Genomic DNA, 20,079 nt, shown 5'->3' on the forward strand with positions numbered 1-20,079 from the left:
ATTCCGGTCATCAGGTTGGGTGTCATCGCGGTAACGATTGGCTCGTTCATCGTTGTCAGGAGAGATGATGCCTGGAATGCGTTGTTGGTCGTTGCCAGTCAAGCTGGTTGGCTGAACAGTCGGCTTGCGTTGAGCTTGTGATAACGACGTAGCTTCTAACCAATGAGCGGCGACGTTGCCACCAAATACGATCAACAATCCCAAACTTACGGCCAGCGCAACCGGGATCAAGCGAGTGTAGCGTTGCGAATTCATGTCATTCCCCTTTCATACAACCAACGCTTCCACTCTTGTAGTCGCGCAGTCCGGCGATAGGTTACGGGCAAGATCGAGGTTGAGTGTTATTGGCTGATGAGGAGAGCAACCCGGCTGAATGTAGCGCAGACGCACGTCAGCATGACACAACCGCCGAGACACAACGGTATCTCGGCGGTTGCGGTATGGAGCAGGAGGTTTTCAATCAGCTACGGTTGGAACGGCTGCGGGGCAGGAATGGTAGCCGGATCAACATCACCGCTGACCGGATCGACACCGGTCGTCAATTCACCCCTGGTCAATGCGACAAGGATCTCTTCCATGCGACGCTTGACCGCATCGGGCACGACGCTGGCCGTGTCGTGGTAATCGGCGTAGCCGATACCGCCGTTGGCTGCCTCATACATGGCGATGCCGTTGCCCTTGAAGGTGCCGTTGACGACAGCCTTAATCTGGTCGTACACGGCGACATCGACCCGCTTGATAGCCGAGGAGAGGATCTTGTCGGCGCCGGGGGCGGAGCCGTTGGCGAAGGTGGTCACGTACTCGTCCTGGTCAACGCCGATGACGTAGACGCCGCGGGCGGCAGCTTCTTTGATAGCGCCCGAACCGGTGGGGCCGCCAGCGCCGAAGATGACATCAGCGCCGTCGCCGATCATCTGCTGCGCCGTGCTGGCGCCAAGGGCAGGGTCGATGAAGGTGGGCAGATAGACGCCGAGCAGGTTAATGTCCGGCTTGACGAAGCGAGCGCCGTTATCGAAGGCATTCTTGAAGCGCTTGACCGGCGGGATCTCAACCCCGGCAACCACGCCGACGGTGCCGGTCTGGGTCATCATACCGGCCAGGGCGCCAGCCAGGAAGCCGGCCTGGTCTTCGCGGAACTGCAAGCCGACCAGATTGTCGGTGACGGTGCCCGGCTCGTAGAACTGGTCAACACCGATGAAGATCACGTCGGGATGCTCGGCAGCAAACTTCTTGGTGGCATCGGCAATCAGGAAGCCGACGGTAACGATGACATCGAAACCCTCATCGATGAAGGTCTGAATATTCTTTTCGTAATCAGCCTGGGCCTGGGTCTCGATGTACTTGTACTCCAGCCCAAACTCTTGCGCGGCTCGCAATGCGCCGAGGTGGGCAAACTCGTTAAACGTCCCGTCGTTCACCTTCCCCAAATCGGTCACCAGCGCGATCCGGGGCAACTCGATCTCTGACGAGCGGAACGGCTGCGGGGCAGGAATGGTAGCCAGATCAACATCACCGCTGACCGGATCGACACCGGTCGTCAAAGTACCGTTGGTCAGTGCGGCAAGAATCTGCTCCATCCGCACCTTGACTTCAGCCGGCACATCGTCAGCCGTGTCGTGGTAATCGGCGTAGCCGATACCGCCGTTGGCTGCCTCATACATGGCGATGCCGTTGCCCTTGAAGGTGCCGTTGACGACAGCCTTAATCTGGTCGTACACGGCGACATCGACCCGCTTGATAGCCGAGGAGAGGATCTTGTCGGCGCCGGGGGCGGAGCCGTTGGCGAAGGTGGTCACGTACTCGTCCTGGTCAACGCCGATGACGTAGACGCCGCGGGCGGCAGCTTCTTTGATAGCGCCCGAACCGGTGGGGCCGCCAGCGCCGAAGATGACATCAGCGCCGTCGCCGATCATCTGCTGCGCCGTGCTGGCGCCAAGGGCAGGGTCGATGAAGGTGGGCAGATAGACGCCGAGCAGGTTAATGTCCGGCTTGACGAAGCGAGCGCCGTTATCGAAGGCATTCTTGAAGCGCTTGACCGGCGGGATCTCAACCCCGGCAACCACGCCGACGGTGCCGGTCTGGGTCATCATACCGGCCAGGGCGCCAGCCAGGAAGCCGGCCTGGTCTTCGCGGAACTGCAAGCCGACCAGATTGTCGGTGACGGTGCCCGGCTCGTAGAACTGGTCAACACCGATGAAGATCACGTCGGGATGCTCGGCAGCAAACTTCTTGGTGGCATCGGCAATCAGGAAGCCGACGGTAACGATGACATCGAAACCCTCATCGATGAAGGTCTGAATATTCTTTTCGTAATCAGCCTGGGCCTGGGTCTCGATGTACTTGTACTCCAGCCCAAACTCTTGCGCGGCTCGCAATGCGCCGAGGTGGGCAAACTCGTTAAACGTCCCGTCGTTCACCTTCCCCAAATCGGTCACCAGCGCGATCCGGGGCTTACCAGAATCTGTTGCCGCAGTTGTGGGCGTAGCAGCCGGCGCGGCGGTGGGCGCCGGCGTGGCAGTCGGTTGTGCCGCAGGCTGACCACATGCAGCCAGCATCGGCACAAGTAGCGCAAACAGCGCTACCAGCATTGAGAGAGTCTTTCGCATGTCGCCTTCTCCTGATCTACAACGATCGGATCCTTGCAGAAGCGCCATGGGGCGCGCATGGCCCTTCTGTTGTTGACGCGCTCGTTAATGCGTCCGGTCATTTGCGAGTCGGCGCGATTATAGCATATTTGGCGCAACCTTATCAGAGCGAATGCGTATGATATAATGAGAGCATCGAGTACCGGAGAGGGATAGCTATGGAGATTTCTCTTACGAATGCGATAGATGCGCTATCATTGGCCTCCATTGCATACCGGAGAAGGCATTCTGACTCCTGGATAATGATAACACTCCAGGTCACGGCAGTTGCAACTTGCGCGAGTTCACTGCACTGATGCCGTGAACTCTTTCGTTTGTAGTTCATAGGTTCACTCAAAGCAGGTGAGGAGGGTCTATGTCGGTACCATTGGGAATTGCGCTTGGGTTGCTGGCCTGGTTTATCGTTCGTTACATCGCATTTAGTTTCTACACCGTTGATCAAAACGAGCGAGCCGTTGTCACCAGTTTTGGTAAGGCCAAACGGATGCCAGGGCCGCCGGCAGAAGATCCATTTGCCGAATACTTGCGCCCTGAGGAGCGTGAGCGGTATCGCTATCCGCAGGTGCAGGTCATTCCACCTGGCGGACCTTACTTCAAGTGGCCTTGGGAACGGGTCTACAAGGTATCAATTGCGACCCAGACGATCAATATGGCGCTTGATCTGGAAGACCCGACGGCTAATCAGGGTGGGCGAATCCTGGAAGCGGTAACCAAAGATCAGCTCAATGTTGGCCTGAAAGGGCAGATCCGTTATCGCGTTTCCGAGCGGCATCTCTACGCCTACCTGTTTGGCGTAAAGAATCCGGTCGTGCATGTGATGGGCTATTTCATCTCGATTTTGCGCGAACGGATTGCCAATTTTTCTGCGCCGGCCAGCGATACGGGCAAGTTGGCCACGATGTCGGGCGATAGCGCCGAAGTCAGTGGGGTTTCGATCAACGATCTGCGCAAGAACCTGCGCGATCTCAACGAGCTGATGGATCGCGAGTGTCTATCGTCGGCAGCGCGCTATGGCATCATTCTCGATGCGTCGCTGATCACCGAAATCGACGCGCCGCCAGAGGTCGAGTCGGCGATGGCCGCAATCAACACTGCCCACAATCAGGTCTCATCAGACATCAGTCTGGCCCAGGCCGCTGCCGATCAGAAGATCGTGCAGTCGAAGCGAGCGGTCGAGATCGAGACCTTGAAGGTTCAGGCCGAGGTTGAACCGTTGCTGGCGCTGGCCGAGCAGTTGCGCGCGTTAAAGACGAACGGTTCGGATGCATTGCAGGCCTATCTGCGCAATGTTCGGTTAGGGCTTTACCAGCAGGCCGAGCGAGTGATTATGGAGGTAGAGCAATGACGTTCATGCTCTCAACAATAACGGTTGCTGCAATCACATTTGTTCTGGCATTCATTCTCGTGCCCATCTTTTTCGGTCTGCTCCGCGGGCTTGGTTTCTACACCATCGTGCATGAAGGCACATGTCACGTCTATACCCTCTTCGGTAGCGTGATTGGCGTCTTGCGCGAGCCGGGGCTGGTCATTCTACCCTTCCATCTTGGTGTTAATGCCTTCCTGATCGGCCTGTTCGGTCGGCGCTATGTCGTTGACATACGACTCGACCAGCGCTATCTGCGCAGCCTGCCGGTCAATTCGGAAGAGGGTGCGCCTATGGGCATCGGTGTCTGGTATGAAATGTCGATCAGCGATCCAGTGGCCTTTTTGTTCAAGAATGCTGATCCGCAGGGATCGCTGGCGGCAAATGTGAGCAACGCTGTGGTGCGCACTCTGAGCAATATGCCACTATCCGAGATGCTGGAAAACCGACACGCGATGAGCCAGGCGGTGCGCGCGGAGGTGTCACCAAAAGCAGCCGATTGGGGGTATCGACTGGGATCGGTCTACATCCGCAAAGTTCACTTCCGTGATCTGAACATGATCCGGCAAATCGAGGCGAAAGTGGTCAACCGGCTCCGCCAGGTTACCTCGGCAATCCTGCAAGACGGCGCCAACCGGGTGAATGTTATTACCAGCGCGGCTGAGCGGCAGGCGGCAATCGAGTTTGCGCGCGCGAAGGCAGTGCGGCCACGCATCTTAGGGCAGGCATTGGCCAGAATCGGCGCCGATCCTGAAGTGCGTGATGCGCTGTTTACTATTCTCGAGCTGCAAAACCTGACGGAGAGCAAGGCGAGAGTAACGTTGGTGCCGGCGCAAACTGACAGCCGGATCATCCCTGCATTGATGGCATCACGAGACGGGCGGTGATGAGGCTCGCGCCACCTGTTCGATTGAAGAGTAATTTCTGAACGATCGGCAGGTTAGGAGGGACGACAACGATGTCGTCCCTTAATCTAATTTTTGGCTCTGCTCAGCCTGCATCGCCAGCGCGCGCAATCGCTCGAACAGCTCGACATTGAGCAAGACAGCCGATGGGTAGCCTTTCTGGGTAATAACGATTGGTTGTCCGCTAACCTTTGCGCGGCGAATAAGGGCCGCCAGACTGGCTGCCGCTTGTGAGATCGGCACTACACCTCCCTGCAAGTCAATATTAATTGAGCGAGTCATGTTTGCTCTCCTCCGCGTTAGCACTGGTGATAGTGTATTTGCATTGTAGCACGTTGTATTCTTTCTGTATAGTCTGGGGTTTGACCCGCTTTATCTTACTCATTATGACACTTATGTGTATTTGATATGTCAGTTTCTATAATGGAACAGATCCGATACAGGATTATTGTCTGAGCGTGGTACTATATCCTCGATAAACAAATAGTCGTCTCCGCTGTTAACGCAAACACAGACAGAGTTTTAATACTCTGCCAACGCCTTTCTAACAATCGTCTGCTAAGGTATAGCCAGGCTCAAATGAGAGCGCGATGAAATAAGAGAACAATCACGATGATGCAAGGAGGACGACTATGACGAACATCACCCGCTGGGATCCCTTCCGCGAGATGACTCAACTGCTCGATGACACCTTCTTCACCGGTTTCACCGGTGTGCTGCCCCGCAATGGCAGCCTGGTGCCGGCGCTCGATCTGAGCGAGACGGCAGATGCCTATCACGTCGAAATGGCGGTGCCCGGCATGACTGCTGATCAACTCAACATCACCTTCGAGAACAATGTGCTGACGATCAGCGGCGAAATTACGCAGAGCAGCGATCGTAAGGATCGCCAATATCACGTCACCGAGCGCCGCTACGGTCGCTTCAGCCGCAGCATCCGCCTGCCCAATCAGATCCATCCGGATCGGATTGAGGCTCGGCTTGAGAACGGTGTGCTGACGGTAACAGTACCGAAGGCTGAAGAGATCAAGCCGCGCAAGATTGCAGTCAATGTCGCTCACTAGTCGTCGCGCCAGCATCACCGGTTAACTATGACGGCGCGCGGGGAACACTCTCCCCGCGCGCCGTTGTGTTTGTCTTGCTCACAGCGACTGCGACAGTCTGCTTTTGACAGGCATTGGCGCTCCTCACAATGACAGTGATCCCGTAATCGAGTACAATATCTTAGTACCCCAAACGCTGGTTGAACAACGGCAACGACTGCCGTGAGAGCGATCGCCTTCACCGGCAAGGAGACGGCATGAAAGAGATTGATGACGATCTGCTACAGCAAGCCCATTACTGGATGCGCCTGACTCGCGCGCTTGACGACCGCGGCACGTTCCTGCACAAGCAAAGCAAGATTGTTGGCGGCTATTTTTCGCAAATCGGTCACGAAGCGCTTAGCGTGGCGGCAGCGCTCAATTTAGGCCCTGGCGACATCATCGCGCCGATGCATCGTGATTTGGGGGCGTACCTGGTGCGTGGCCTCACGCCGCGCCGAATTTTGGCCCAATGGTTGGGGCGCGAAACCGGCGTGACCCGCGGGCGAGATGCTAATCTTCACGGAATGGGCGATCTTAGTCTGGGAATTATCGGCTTTATCAGCCATTTGCCTGCCTCGACTGGCGTGATTGCCGGCGTTGCCCACGGGATCAAACTCAAGGGTGAACCGCGGGTAGCGATGTGCTTTTTTGGCGATGGCAGCGCCTCGCAGGGGCTGGCTCATGAGGCGATGAATTGGGCGAGTGTGTTTAAGCTGCCGATGGTGATCATTTGCGAAAACAATCAGTATGCCTATTCCACCCCGCTCAGCCGCCAGATGGCGATTGAGCATATCGCTCAGCGCGCCGCCGGTTACAATATGCCGGGGGTGATCGTGGACGGCAATGATTTTGGCGCCGTGTATCTCGCGGTCAAAGAAGCGGTGGCGCGCGCGCGGGCCGGCGGCGGTCCGACCTTCATCGAATGCAAGACGATGCGTATGCGCGGCCACGCTATTCACGACAATATGGCCTATGTGCCGAAAGAGCTGCTGCTGGAATGGGAGGCGCGCGATCCGATTATGCGTATCGAGACCGAGCTGCGCGCGCGCGGCCTGCTTGATGATGAGAAGCTGGCGGCATTGTTGGCCCGCATCGAGGCCGAACTTGATGAGGCGCAGGCGTTTGCGGAAGCGTCGCCTTACCCTGATCCGGCTACCGTGACCGATGGTGTCTACGCTTGAACGGCATCCAGGAGGCAGCTCATGACATGGGATCAAGGATTGCACAAAGCGACTACCGTGCTGACCGGCGAGCAGGGCACGCGCGAGTTGACCTATCTTGAGGCGATTCGAGCGGCGTTACGCTACGAGATGCAGCGTGACCGCCGGGTACTGATTATGGGTGAGGACATCGGTGTCTACGGTGGCGCATTTAAGGTGACGCAGGGGCTGATCGAGGAGTTTGGCGAAGATCGGGTAATCGATACGCCAATGACCGAGCTGGCGATGCTCTACGCGGCGATTGGGATGTCGTTTGAGGGGTTTTTGCCGGTGGTAGAGATGCAGTTTGCCGATTTCATCTCAACCGGTTTCGACGCGATTGTGCAATTTGCCGCTACCAACCATTTTCGCTGGCGGCAACCGGTGCCGATTACCGTGCGCGCTCCTGGCGGTGGCGGCTTGCGCGCCGGCCCGTTCCACTCGCAATCGAACGAAGCGTGGTTTGTGCATACGCCTGGCCTCAAAGTCGTGGCGCCGGCTACGCCCGCCGATGCTTACGGCCTCCTGCTGAGCGCTATTCGCGACCCGAATCCGGTTATCTACTACGAAACCAAGTATCTGTACCGCTCGCTCAAGGGTATGGTGCCGGAAGGCGATGCGCCGGTACCGATCGGGCAGGCTGCACTGCGTCGAAGTGGCGAAGAGTTGAGTATTATTGCTTACGGCGCGATGGTGCAAGAGGCGCTCAACGCGGCAACCGAGCTGGAGCGTGAAGGGCACAGCGTCGAAGTGCTCGATTTGCGCTCGCTCAAGCCGCTTGACGAAGCCGCTATCCTGGCTACCGCGCGGAAAACCGGTAAAGTATTGATTGTGCATGAGGCCAATCGTACCTGCGGGGTTGGTGGCGAGGTGGCAGCGATCATTGCCGAGCGCGCGTTCGAGTATCTCGACGGGCCGATTACCCGGCTGGCGGCGCCTGATACGCCGGTTCCCTATAGCCCGCCGCTCGAAGACGCTTACCGACCCAATGCGGCGAAAATCCTGGCTGTTGCGCGCGAGTTGCTAGCCTATTAGGGATGTAAGCGCGCCAACCCGAAGTGGTCGCGCCGGCCTGTCATCTGGTGGCGCAGATGCCTGCGCATCTGTTTTCTGGCGCTATCGCTCTAAGAAGCTCTGATCTGGTTCGTTACGCCACGCCCGGCGAGCGGCAAAATGGTGCCGTCGCGATAACTGCTCGATAGAATGTGCTATCATAGCCCAGATGCAACGGACAAGACAACATGATCAAAACCCATGGCCGCCATTGAACTGCATGCATGGTATCGCCAATATCGCAAACTCAAAGAAGAGGCTGCAGACGCGATCCTGCTCTTTCGTTTCGGTGATTTTTACGAAACCTTTGACGATGACGCCAAGCTGATCGCGGAATTGCTTGACGTAACGTTAACGCGCAAAGAATACGCGGTCGATAAACGCGCGCCGAAAGATCAGCAAAAGCTCTACGCGCCGATGGCAGGAATGCCGTATCACGCGGTTGATCGCTATGTGAGTGAGCTGGTTGCGCGCGGCTACCGTGTTGCCATTGCCGAGCAGTTAAGCGAGACCGAAGCAATGCGCAACGATACCCGGCCCCGTTCGGTCTATGCTGCCGGGCTTACGCCGGTTGAGAGCAGCGGCAAGATGGTGCAGCGCGCAATTGTGCGTGTCATCACGCCGGGGACGGTAATCGATCCGGCGATGTTGCCCGATCGCAGCAATAACTATCTGGCCGCAGTGCTGGTGGAACAGGGAAAGGTGGGGTTGGCCTATGCCGATCTCTCTACTGGTGAGTTTGCAGCGGCTGAGTTTACCGACGCGCGCGCGTTGATCCAGTTGCAGGCCGAGCTGGCCCGGGTGCGACCAGCAGAGGTGCTGGTGCCTGACGATGAAGCGCTGCGGCTGCCGAATCTGACTCCAGTGCAGGCCCGGCTCAGTCAGGATTTGGCCCCATTAACCAGGGAAGAACGCGAGGCTTTGTTGCCCCACGAGCGAGTTGCGCGACGACTGGAAGGGTCGAGCGCGGCCAGTTGGACGCAGGGACACGTGACCGAATGGCCGGCGTGGCGGTGGGAGCTGGCGACTGCCGCTGAAGTCGTGCGTGAACAATTGGCGGTTGCTTCACTGGCGGTATGTGGCCTCGATGACCGGCCACTGGCCACCCGCGCTGCCGGGGCGCTGATCCAGTATGCGCAGACGACGCAGCGTCAGCGCGTGGGTCAACTGCGCTCGTTGCGGGTCTACCACACCAGCGCGTATATGCTGCTCGATCCACAAACGCGGCGCAATCTCGAACTGCTTGAGAGCAGTGGCAGGCAGGGGGCGAAAGCGTCGCTCATCGGCGTGCTTGACCGTACCTGTACGGCGATGGGCGCGCGCCTCCTGCGGCGCTGGATTACCCAACCGCTGATCGTGCTGGAACCGTTGCAGGTGCGACAGCATGCGGTAGCTCGACTGGTAGCCGAAACGATGGCCCGGTTAGAGGTGCGCTCGGCGCTGAACGAGTTGCCTGATATGGAACGAGCGTTAAACCGGATCGCGCAAGGGATCGCGGTGGCAACGCCGCGTGATATGACCCAGCTCCGGGCAGCATTGCGCAAGCTGTCGGCAGTGGCGCAGGCTGTTGAGCGTTTGCTTCCCGAACTGCTCGCGCCTGAAATGGCGGGTGAACCGGCGCTGACGCTTGATCTGTGCAGCGATGTGCTGGATTTGCTGGAACGCGCGCTCGATGAAGATCCGCCGGCGTTGCTCGGTTCATCGAACTATCTGCGCGCCGCCGAAGAGGGTGGCGAGCGACCTCGTCGCGTGATCCGGCCCGGCTACGACCAGCGGCTCGATTCGTTGATCAAAGCCAGTCGCCACGCGCAAGAGTTTATTGATCGCCTTGAAACCAAAGAGCGGGAACGCACCGGGATTCGCTCGCTGAAGGTGGGCTACAATCAGGTCTTTGGCTACTATATCGAGATCTCACGGGCAGTTGATGCCAAACTGATCCCGCCGCATTACGAACGCAAACAGACCCTGGTCAATGCCGAACGTTACGTCACCGAAGAGCTGAAGTACTATGAAGGGCTGCTCAGCGATGCGCGCCTGAAGCTGGTTGATCTCGAACGCGACATCTTCCAGCATCTGTGTGAATCGATCCAGCAGCATCTTGATCGATTGCGCGCAACCGTAGCAGCGGTAGCACGGATCGATGCGCTGGCGGCGTTGGCCGAGGTTGCGGTGCGCGGGCGCTACGTTCAGCCAGTGTTGCGCGCCGATCGCGTCTTGCGGATCAAGCAGGGGCGTCATCCGGTCGTAGAGCGCGCGCTCGGCGAACCGTTTATCGGCAATGACATTGACCTTGATGGCGACAATGTGCAGATTTTGATTATCACCGGCCCGAACATGGCCGGCAAGAGCACCTTCTTGCGCCAGGTGGCACTCATTACGCTGATGGCGCAGATTGGTTCGTTCGTGCCGGCTGATGAAGCAGAGATTGGGCTGGTGGATCGCATCTTCACCCGAATCGGGGCGCAAGATGACATTGCCACTGGTCAGAGCACCTTCATGGTTGAGATGACCGAGACTGCGGCCCTGTTGATGCAGAGCACACCGCGCTCGCTGATTATTCTTGACGAAGTTGGACGTGGTACCAGCACCTACGACGGGATGGCAATCGCGCGGGCAGTGGTAGAGTATATTCACGACGATCCCCGGTTAGGTTGTCGTACTCTCTTTGCGACTCACTATCACGAGTTGACTGCGCTTGAGGAGACATTGGCGCGGGTGCGCAACTATCATATGGCGGCAGTCGAGCGTGATGGTCGGGTGGTCTTTCTACACGAACTGCGGCGTGGTGGCGCTGACCGATCGTATGGAATCCACGTGGCCGAGCTGGCCGGTATTCCGGCGCCGGTGATTCGGCGGGCCACCGCTCTGCTGGCCGAGCTGGAAGGGCGCGCTGCAACAGCGTCGTCGGTTACGCATCATGAACAGGTTGAGCCGGTAGCGGTCATTGCGCCACCGCCAACCCGCTCACCGGTAGCAGAAATACAACTGTCGTTCTTTGATCTTGCCCCGCATCCGGTGGTAGAGTATTTGCGACGACTACGGATCGAAGAGCTGACCCCATTAGAGGCATTAAACCGGCTGGCCGAGTTGCAGCGGTTAGCCGATCAAAAATAGAAACGGAGCAAGAGTCCTGTGCAGATTGCCCGCGATCTGACCCCCGGCCTGGCCAGCCGGGCGACCGTCTTGACCATTGGCCGTTTTGATGGTGTCCACCTCGGCCATCAACAACTTATTCGCACAACTGTCGAACGCGCGCGCGCGCTCGATATGCTAAGCGCTGTGCTGACGTGGGAACCACATCCGCGCGCTGTGCTCCAGCCTGGTCAGCCATTGCAATTACTCAGTGATCTTGATGAAAAGATTGAACAGATTCAACGGCTTGAGCCGGACATCCTGATCGTTGCGCCATTTACCGATGAGATTCGCCGACTGACAGCGGCTGAATATCTGACACGAATTTGCGCGGCATTGCCGGTGCGCGAGATCTGGGTAGGAGAAGATTTCGCGATGGGGCGGGGCCGTGAGGGTGATATTCCGCGTTTGATGGAGATTGGGCGCGAGATGGGTTTTGCAGTCGGCGCGTTGAGCAAGTATACCGTGGCCGGCATTCCGGTCAGCTCATCGCGTATCCGTGAACTGGTGCTGGCAGGGAATGTTGCTGGCGCGGGTGCATTGCTCGGTCGTCCCTTTGCCTTGCGCGGGATTGTTGCTCGTGGCGACGGACGTGGTCGCCAGATCGGTTTTCCCACTGCCAATGTGCAGGTGAGCAATGATGTGGCGCTGCCGGCGAATGGCGTTTATGCCTGCCGGGTCAGGTTGGTTTCAGGTGAGATGGTACCGGCGGTGACGAATATTGGTGTGCGCCCGACATTTGACGGCACTCGGCGAGTGGTTGAGGCCCATCTACTCGATTGGGAGGGTGATCTGTACGATCAGGTGTTGCGGGTCGAACTGTTGATGCGCTTGCGGAACGAACGCAAATTCAGCAGCGTGAATGAACTGGTTGCCCAGATTCGTCAAGATGTGCTGGAAGCGCGCGCAATGCTCGGGTTGCCCAACACCGGGTGATAAGCGAGTGCCCGGCAACCCATAATCATGGTTGGTCGGGCACATTGGCGCTTCATCTCTTTGCGGCGGTTTCAAATGTCGTGTCATCTGAGTCAACCCAGGCACGGGATCCCGTGTCTGGGTCATAGCGCATCACTACCACAACCGTAACCGCCGTTAGCGTGCCGTCCATCCCAGAGCAATTTCGTACACCGAGCCGGTAATTGCGCTGGCAGCATCAGAGCACAGGAACGCTGCTAACCCGGCTACTTCAGCCGGCTCGATCAGGCGCTTGATCGCTGCCGGTTCGAGCATCACCTTCTCGATCACCTGATCTTCGGGAATACCGCGCGTGCGGGCCTGATCGGCAATCTGTTTTTCAACCAGCGGTGTGCGCACATAGGCCGGCGCAATCAGATTGACGGTAATGCCATAAGGCCCACCCTCAAGCGCAGCGGTACGGGTAAGGCCGAGCAAGCCGTGCTTGGCCGAAATATAGGCGCTCTTGAAGGGTGAAGCGCGCAGGCTATGCACCGAGCCGATATTGACAATGCGACCGCGCCTATTGGATTTCATGCCCGGCCAGACATACTTCGTCAGACGGAAAGGAGCGGTAAGCATCACCGCGATCATCGTTTCCCAGCGATCCTCGGGAAAATCTTCAATCGAATCGATATGCTGGAAACCGGCGTTGTTGATCAGCGCATCGACGCGGCCATACGTGTCAAGAGCTGCATCGACAGTAGCCCGACAACCAGCCTGTGTTGCGAGATCGGCACCGACAAAGATTCCTCCCAATCGCTCGGCAGCCGCTTCGCCTGCCGGATTAGGCAAATCGACCATCACCACGCGATACCCGTCAGCGGCGAAGCGTTCAGCGCACGCCAGACCAATCCCGCTGGCAGCGCCGGTAATCAGCGCCACATACTCGCTCATCCTGCAACCTCCTCTGGCACATCCGCAATCCGCTTTATTGTATCATAGTAGTTTCAGGATCCCGCGCGACCGATCTCAAATTCATTTGCCCGTTGCAATGCGGCGCGGATAGCCGCCACGATTGCGGCTGGCGGTTGCTCGGCATCAATGTAGTGGGTCAGGTTGCGGGTGGCGTAGAAATGAAGGATGGGCGCCGTCTCGTATTCGTAGAGATGTAGCCGTGCCTTAATCACTGCCGGTTGATCATCGTCGCGTTGAATGAGCACACCGCCGCGCGCCAGACATTCTGCTACCATCGCTGTATCGTCGATATGCAACGTTATATTGTTTCCATCTGGAGTGCGACACACGCGACGACCACTTAATCGATGCATGATGGTGTCTTCGCTGAGATCCAGCACGATGATCGCGTCAACCTGGCGACCGTGTTCGGCCAGAATGGTGTCAAGTAACTTCGCCTGGGTAATAGTGCGCGGAAACCCATCGAGGAGACACGGTTGTGATGGAGGGATGTCGCGCAACCACGATCGCAGTAAATCGGCCATCAACGAGTCGGGTGCGAGCTGACCTTGGGTGAGCAACTGCTCGATCTGTTTCCCGATCGGACTCTGGGCCTGAATTTCCGCTCGCAAACGCTGGCCGGTGGCGATAATAGCCATACCCGTTTCCTGGGCCAGTTGGGTCGCAATCGTGGTTTTGCCGGCACCTGGCGGGCCAATAAGGAGCACTGTTTGCATAGACGCCCCCTTATGGTAAAGAGCTGATGGCCTGCACACCTGTGACCTGTGACAACCACTCGATTGCTCTGATGACAGGTCTGGCTAGAGGAGCGCAGACGAATTGTCCGCTACATCTCTGGCTAGCTGTTGCTCAAGTTTCGGTGCCGGTTAGTTTGAAACCCGAGCAATCGCATCATCGATCCCAAAATAATTGGCGTTCAACCGCTTTGTCTCAAGAAAAGCCGCCAGCGCCTCGGCGCGCCGTCCCTGTTCTTCATAGGTGCGCCCTAACCCGAAGTGGGCATCGGCATAGGTTGGATCAAGCTCGATAGCGCGCCTGAACATTGGTTCCGCTTCATCGTAGCGATTGCTGAGAAAGAGACTCCAGCCCAGACCGTTAAAGATCTCTTCTTCCTGATCGTCGAGCTGGCGCGCGATTTCAAAAGCGGCGATCGACTCTGCGTAACGCTCCTGATATTGCAGGATCCAGCCGAGGCCGTTATGCGCCGATGCCAGATAGTTGTCGCGGTCGATAGCGGCTCGATAAGCCGCTTCTGCCTGCTGGTAGAGCGTAGTTTGTTCGGTTTGATCGTCGCTGTTGAATCCGGCAAACAGACTTGCCTCTCCCAGATAGACATGCGCAGTGGCCGAATGTGGATTGATGTCGGTAGCCTGCTGGAAGTAGTCAATAGCAGTCTGCCAGTCGCCATCATCGAAAGCGATGCGACCTAACCCGATCAAGGCCAGGCTTTCGTCAGCATTCAATTCAAGCGCCTGCGAAAATGCCTGCTGCGCCTCCTGGATCCGATCTTTGAAGTAGGCGACCCAACCCAACCCGGCTTGAGCCGGGCTAAAGGTGGGATCGATTTCAAGCGCGGCGCTGAATTCGGCGGCGGCGACCTCTTGATCGTCGCTGACACTGAGGTAGATGGTTGCCAGCTCATAGTGGAAAAATGCCAGCGTCGGATACTGGTCAATGGCGGCTTCGACACTGGAGATGGCTTGTTCAAGCAGGTTCGGATCGCTGCTGAGCCGAAAGTCTTGCCCGAATGCCCAACCGATCAGGGCCTGCGCGAGGGCGCGATCGAGTGGATCGGCGGCGGCAAGGCGATCTTCCGCGTTGCCAATCGCTGTGAAAGCCTGCGTCATGAGATCGTTATCGCGACTATCAGCCGCGTTTGAAGCCAGCACGGCAGCATGCAAAGCGTGGCCGAGAGCAACATCGCTGTTGGTCGCGATAGCGCGTTGACTTGAAGCGAGCGCTTGCGCCACATCACCCAACTGAAAGTAGGCATAACCGGCAATGGCATGGCCGATAGCTTGATCCCGAGAATCGGTCGCGCGAGTCAACGCTTCGGTAGCGGTAATAGCCTCTTGCCATTGGCCCTGCGCCAGCAGTGTGCCTGCCAGGCGAGCATGAGCTGTCATATTTGTGGGGGTTTCAGCAACCGCCGAGCGGTAGACCGCAATCGCCTCAGCCAGGCCTCCCGCGCGAGTCAGCGCCGCATCACCTTCGGCAATGAGTGTGGTCGCTTTGTCTGGTGTTGGTTCTGAGCCGCGCGACAGAAAAAAGGCAATTCCCCCGCCACCAAGCAGTAATACGACAATGATGAACCCAACAATCATTCCCACCCGCGATCGAGAACTGGTTTTTGATTGTGGGGTAGTTGGTATATCGAACGGGTTGGGCACCGGGACTGTTGCTGGAGTGGTATCGGTATACGGATGTGCAGCCGGTGTTGCACTCTTCTGGACGTAAACCGGTGGCGGGGGGGCGGGCTGACCGTAGGCCGGTGGCGGGGTGGAACCGGCCCGAAGTGGCGTGTTGCCGGCTACAGCCGGTATGCCACGCTGAGGCGTGAGCGGTCGACTCAATTCACTCTCGCTCATCCCAACCGCCTGACGCAGCGCAGCCACCATCTCGCTTGCGGAGGCAAAACGGGCTTCCGGTTTGCGGGCCAGGGCGCGCATAATCACATCTTCTACTGCCGGCGGCAGATCGCCGCGCACATCGCGTGGCGGGATCGGCGCATGAACGAGACGCGCCGCCAGCATTGCCATCGGTGTTTCGGCTTTGAAAGGAAAGGCGCCGGTCAACAGTTCGTAGAGCATGACACCGAGGGCGTAAATATCGGTTGGTGGGCCGACATTGGGCAATCCCTGGGCCTGTTCGGGTGACATATACTCTGGCGTTCCCATGACCGTACCGGCCATCGTTAATCCACCAGCGCTGCTGCCCACACCACGAGCAAGACCGAAATCGGTGAGGTAGATCCAGCCATCATCGGTGATCATCACGTTTGATGGCTTAATATCGCGGTGAATGATGCCCTGCCGGTGAGCGTAATCAAGCGCTTCACCCACCTGCGCCAGAATCTGCGCTGCGCGCGCGATCGGCAATGCGCCTTCTTGTTCGAGCACCTGCTTGAGCGTGCGCCCTTTGATAAACTTCATTGCGATGTAGTGGTAACCGGCTACCTCGCCGACTTCGTAAATCGGCATAATGTGGGGATGTTCTAACTGGGCGGCGCTCCGCGCCTCTTGCCGGAAGCGCGCGATATAGCTTTGATCACTGGTCAAACTTGGCGGTAGAATCTTTAGCGCCACAATCCGATCCAGATCGGTCTGGCGGGCTTTGTACACAACCGCCATTCCGCCACGTCCCAATTCAGACAAGATCTCGAACCGACCGAGAGTCTGACCAACAAGTGACACATCGCTCATAAGACGATTGCTCGCTCTCCAGCGTAGAGCATCATGCGCTCGCGGGTAAACACTATCTGCCCGAGTAGATCATGTCGTCGAGTCGATAAACGATCAAGCTCCTGCTGCATAGGTATAACGACTGATCAGGTTGCCATTCGCATCGCGCAACACAGCGCTATCGCCGGAATTATTCCAGATCGGGCGACGCGATCCCCAATACAGATTGGTCGCATCGTTCACGCCGGCCTTTGTCCACAACTTAATCTCCGCGCCGCCGGCAAGAATATACTCTGGAAACGTGTAGGTATGCTTGCCACCCTCATCGATCAATGTCCAACCGGCGAGATTAACCGGCTCGTGAGACGCGTTCGTAATCACCACAAATTCGCCATCGAGATCGTTACCGGGTGGATCATACTCAATGTAAGTGATACTCACATTGGGTGGTTCGGCGACCAGACGCTCAAGATCGACAATTGAACTAGACACCTCATCGGTCAGCAACTCGGCGACATCTTCTTCAATCGGCTCTTCTGGTTCTTCCCGTTTAGGGTCGGATGCTGCTACCCCCTTTATTGCTTCCGGTGTAATCTCAACAGTCAGATGTTGTTCGGTTTCAGGTACCCGCCGGCGCGCGACCGGTGGGGTCTCATCGATCCAGTGCCGAATTTCCCGTTCTGCAATCCGGGCAAAATCGCCGGGCAGGCTGGCGAAGCCGCGACTCAGCTCGCACAGAGCGCGTTCCATGTGGGTACGGCTTTGCGCCGGCAAAAGCCCGAGCGGCAGACGGATGATACCATACCCCAATCGACCAATCCGAACCGTCGTTTCTTCAATTGCATCGTAGAGCGGATCGTTGAGCTTTGTACGGTTAGACATCGCACCCTCCTTGCGCAGACGGCGGTCGCCAATCGACCGGCTTCACTGCAAACTGGTGACTAAACCGGCATATTTTTCGGTCAAGATGCGAGCGTGTTCTTCACTACTTCCCTCGGCAATGACATGGAAGAACGGCCCATCGGGATCAGGCAGAATCAAAACCCATTCCTGTCCTAATTCGATTTTAATCCCGTCAATCTGTTCGCCGTGGCGTTCCTGGTACTGCTGATTGAGAATGCGCATGACCTTGCCTTTGCTCTCCCAGCGGCAGGGCACACGGGTTTGCCAGAGGTAATATGGTGGTAAATCGACCAGCACTTCACTCAGGGTCGTCTGATTAAGGGTCAGCAGTTCCATGAGGCGAGCGATCGCAAACATCCCATCCGCGACAGGGTAGAAATGGGGGAAGATATAGTTGCCAGTACCGTCGCCGAGCAGCAGCAGATCGGGCCGTTCTGCGGCCAGATTCATCAGTGCGCCGAGATTGGTTCGGGTACGAATGATGCTCCCGCCGTAGCGATTGGCAATATACTCAAAGACGCGCGGAGCAGTGACCGGCACAGCAACAATCCCGCCACCGTGAGCGCGCATAATCAGGGCGGTAATGGCAGCCAGAGCGCGCAGTGGATGGAGGCGTTGGCCGCGATCATCGATCAAAAAGATCTTCTCGCTGCCTGGATCAAGGCGGACACCGAACTGCGCCTCCACTACCGGGGTGATTTTGGTCAGGCGAGTCATGGCCGCCTCGAAGTCGGCGCTCGTCTGAAATACCATCCGCTCATCGAGGTTAACGTTAAGTTCAACTGCATCAGCCTGCATCCGACGTAAAATCTCGGCCATAACCACGCTGGCGCTGGTATTGGCATAGTCGATCACGATCGGGAAACCCTTCCCGAAAGCTGCGTTCTGGCCGAGCGCTTTCATATAGGCAGTGCGATAAGTCTCTTCAACATCTTCGCCGTAAAAGATGCGACCAATTTCATCGAGATAGGCGCGACGGTAATCTTCGCGGAAGAAGGTGCTCTCGATTTTGCGTTCGGTAGCGCTATTGATGTCAAGGCCGAGGTGGTTGAAAAACTTAATCTCGGCCACGCGATTATCAAAGGGCGAGATACGCACGTGTACGCCGCCAGCAGCGCCGATAGCATAGGTATAGTAGCGCGCCAACGGAATAGGGACATTACGCAGGTCACACACATTGATCCCTGCCGAAGGCAGGCCAGCGATGATGGCTCGTTTCAACATGCGCGGCGTGAAGTGGGCATCACGATTAATCGTAACGGTCGCGCCGCGTGGCAGAGTAGCGCCGTAAGCTGCGCCGAGGCGGGCGCACATCTCTGGTGTAATTTCAATGTTCACCAGACCGGTGATACCGTAGCGACCAAACAGCACCCGCCGTCCTTGACTGCCCCAGATGATGCTAGAGGTAACGGTTGCACCTTCATCGACCTCTTTCGAGGGCCAAATCTTAACGTTGGGTTGGACAACAGCGCCGGCGCCGATCTGCACGCCATCGCCGATGACGGCGCCTTCGAAGATCATGGCTCGTGAACGAATATTGCACTGGCGCAACACGATAGCGCCGCGCAGTTCGGCGCGCTCGCCAATATACGAATTGCGCCAGATAATCGAGCGGTCAATATTGGCGCGTGAGTCTACAATCGTGTAGTCACGGATGACTGATGGCCCATGAATAATGACCCCGCCTTTGATTTTGGCGCCATGCCCGAGATAGATCGGCCCGTGCAACTGGGCGTCGGGCGCAATCTCGGCGTCGCGATCCACCCAGACATCGCCACCGATATTATGCCCAATGCGCGGCAGATTGACCTTGCCCAACAGATAGTCGCTGCAAGCGCGCATATACTCCTCAATCGTGCCGACATCAGTCCAGTAGCCGTTGGCAATATAGCCATACAGGCGGTCGCCACGGTGAAGCATGCGCGGAAAAACATCTTTCGACCAGTCGGTTACTTTGCCGCGTTCGATGTAGCTGAAGATGTCGGGATTAAAGACGTAGATGCCGGTATTGACGGTATCAGAAAAGACTTCGCCCCAACTGGGTTTTTCAAGAAGCTGGCGAATGCGGCCCTGTTCGTCGGTGATGATCACCCCGTATTCGAGCGGGTTGGCAACGCGGGCCAGGGTGACGGTTGCGGTTGCGCCGGAGGCAATGTGATAGTCAATGATCTGGCTGAGATTAAAATCGGTCAACGCATCGCCCGAGATGACCAGAAACGGCTCGGTCAGCAAATGTTCGGCGTTCTTGACGCTACCGGCAGTGCCAAGCGGCACTTCTTCAAGCGAATAGGTGATATTAACACCATATGCACTACCATCGCCGTAGTAATCCTGAATGACATTTGCCAGGTACTGGACGGTAATAATAATGTCGGTAATGCCGTGAAGTTTGAGTAATTCAATAATATGCTGGATCACCGGTCGATCGACCAGTGACACCATTGGTTTTGGGCGATTGATCGTAAGCGGTCGCAGGCGAGTACCCTCGCCGCCGGCCATCACAACGGCTTTCATGGCGGCT

General features: G+C 57.4%; 14 protein-coding genes and 1 pseudogene. 7 read left to right on the forward strand and 8 right to left on the reverse strand.

Translation table 11 applies throughout. The features are described from left to right. Both Q0650_RS01845 and Q0650_RS01850 read right to left on the reverse strand, forming a co-directional pair. Positions 1-255, reverse strand: a pseudogene (locus Q0650_RS01845) (hypothetical protein); the annotation flags it as partial. A 209-nt stretch (positions 256-464) separates the two neighbouring features. Next, positions 465-2,606: a BMP family protein gene (locus Q0650_RS01850; RefSeq protein ID WP_298815323.1), complete on the reverse strand. Its 2,142-nt coding sequence runs from the start codon at positions 2,604-2,606 to the stop codon at positions 465-467. 394 nt (positions 2,607-3,000) lie between these two features. Here Q0650_RS01850 and Q0650_RS01855 point away from each other — a divergent pair, with 394 nt between their 5' ends. Together Q0650_RS01855 and Q0650_RS01860 are read left to right on the forward strand one after the other, a co-directional pair. Next, positions 3,001-3,990, forward strand: a complete 990-nt coding sequence (locus Q0650_RS01855) for an SPFH domain-containing protein (RefSeq protein ID WP_298815325.1) — start codon at positions 3,001-3,003, stop codon at positions 3,988-3,990. Continuing rightward, positions 3,987-4,895, forward strand: a complete 909-nt coding sequence (locus Q0650_RS01860) for an SPFH domain-containing protein (RefSeq protein ID WP_298815327.1) — start codon at positions 3,987-3,989, stop codon at positions 4,893-4,895. The genes Q0650_RS01855 and Q0650_RS01860 overlap by 4 nt, the downstream gene beginning before the upstream one ends. Before the next feature lie 81 nt (positions 4,896-4,976). Here Q0650_RS01860 and Q0650_RS01865 read toward each other — a convergent pair whose 3' ends face one another. Then, complete coding sequence (locus Q0650_RS01865) at positions 4,977-5,195, reverse strand: type II toxin-antitoxin system prevent-host-death family antitoxin (RefSeq protein ID WP_298815329.1); 219 nt, start codon at positions 5,193-5,195, stop codon at positions 4,977-4,979. 350 nt (positions 5,196-5,545) lie between these two features. Between Q0650_RS01865 and Q0650_RS01870 the strand changes: the two genes are divergently transcribed. The 5 genes from Q0650_RS01870 to Q0650_RS01890 all read left to right on the forward strand — a co-directional run bounded on the left by Q0650_RS01870 (position 5,546) and on the right by Q0650_RS01890 (position 12,318). Beyond that, entirely contained in the window at positions 5,546-5,977 is a 432-nt protein-coding gene (locus Q0650_RS01870; RefSeq protein WP_298815331.1) for an Hsp20/alpha crystallin family protein, read from the forward strand. 236 nt (positions 5,978-6,213) lie between these two features. Beyond that, a complete protein-coding gene (locus tag Q0650_RS01875) occupies positions 6,214-7,179 on the forward strand; it encodes a thiamine pyrophosphate-dependent dehydrogenase E1 component subunit alpha (RefSeq protein WP_298815333.1) in 966 nt (321 codons plus the stop codon). Between the two features lie 21 nt (positions 7,180-7,200). Further along, on the forward strand, positions 7,201-8,232 hold the full coding sequence (locus Q0650_RS01880) for an alpha-ketoacid dehydrogenase subunit beta (protein WP_298815335.1): 1,032 nt from the start codon (positions 7,201-7,203) through the stop codon (positions 8,230-8,232). 219 nt (positions 8,233-8,451) lie between these two features. Beyond that, positions 8,452-11,364, forward strand: coding sequence for a DNA mismatch repair protein MutS (mutS, locus tag Q0650_RS01885; RefSeq protein WP_298815336.1), 2,913 nt, complete (start codon positions 8,452-8,454; stop codon positions 11,362-11,364). 18 nt (positions 11,365-11,382) lie between these two features. Continuing rightward, positions 11,383-12,318, forward strand: coding sequence for a bifunctional riboflavin kinase/FAD synthetase (locus Q0650_RS01890; RefSeq protein ID WP_298815338.1), 936 nt, complete (start codon positions 11,383-11,385; stop codon positions 12,316-12,318). Positions 12,319-12,474: 156 nt separating this feature from the next. Here the strand turns inward: Q0650_RS01890 and Q0650_RS01895 are convergent, their stop codons facing one another. The 5 genes from Q0650_RS01895 to Q0650_RS01915 all read right to left on the reverse strand — a co-directional run bounded on the left by Q0650_RS01895 (position 12,475) and on the right by Q0650_RS01915 (position 20,072). Continuing rightward, a complete protein-coding gene (locus tag Q0650_RS01895) occupies positions 12,475-13,233 on the reverse strand; it encodes a 3-hydroxybutyrate dehydrogenase (protein ID WP_298815340.1) in 759 nt (252 codons plus the stop codon). Between the two features lie 53 nt (positions 13,234-13,286). After that, on the reverse strand, positions 13,287-13,970 hold the full coding sequence (locus Q0650_RS01900; protein ID WP_333691697.1) for a nucleoside monophosphate kinase: 684 nt from the start codon (positions 13,968-13,970) through the stop codon (positions 13,287-13,289). Between the two features lie 150 nt (positions 13,971-14,120). Next, positions 14,121-16,676, reverse strand: coding sequence for a protein kinase domain-containing protein (locus Q0650_RS01905; protein WP_298815344.1), 2,556 nt, complete (start codon positions 16,674-16,676; stop codon positions 14,121-14,123). A 93-nt stretch (positions 16,677-16,769) separates the two neighbouring features. Beyond that, positions 16,770-17,537 (reverse strand): lamin tail domain-containing protein, encoded by a 768-nt coding sequence (locus Q0650_RS01910; RefSeq protein ID WP_298815345.1) that lies wholly within the window; start codon positions 17,535-17,537, stop codon positions 16,770-16,772. Between the two features lie 42 nt (positions 17,538-17,579). Beyond that, on the reverse strand, positions 17,580-20,072 hold the full coding sequence (locus Q0650_RS01915) for a mannose-1-phosphate guanyltransferase (RefSeq protein ID WP_298815346.1): 2,493 nt from the start codon (positions 20,070-20,072) through the stop codon (positions 17,580-17,582). Positions 20,073-20,079: the final 7 nt, after the last annotated feature.

Origin of the sequence: uncultured Chloroflexus sp., from assembly GCF_937129525.1 — a bacterium.
In the GTDB taxonomy this organism is placed as follows: Bacteria; Chloroflexota; Chloroflexia; order Chloroflexales; family Chloroflexaceae; genus Chloroflexus.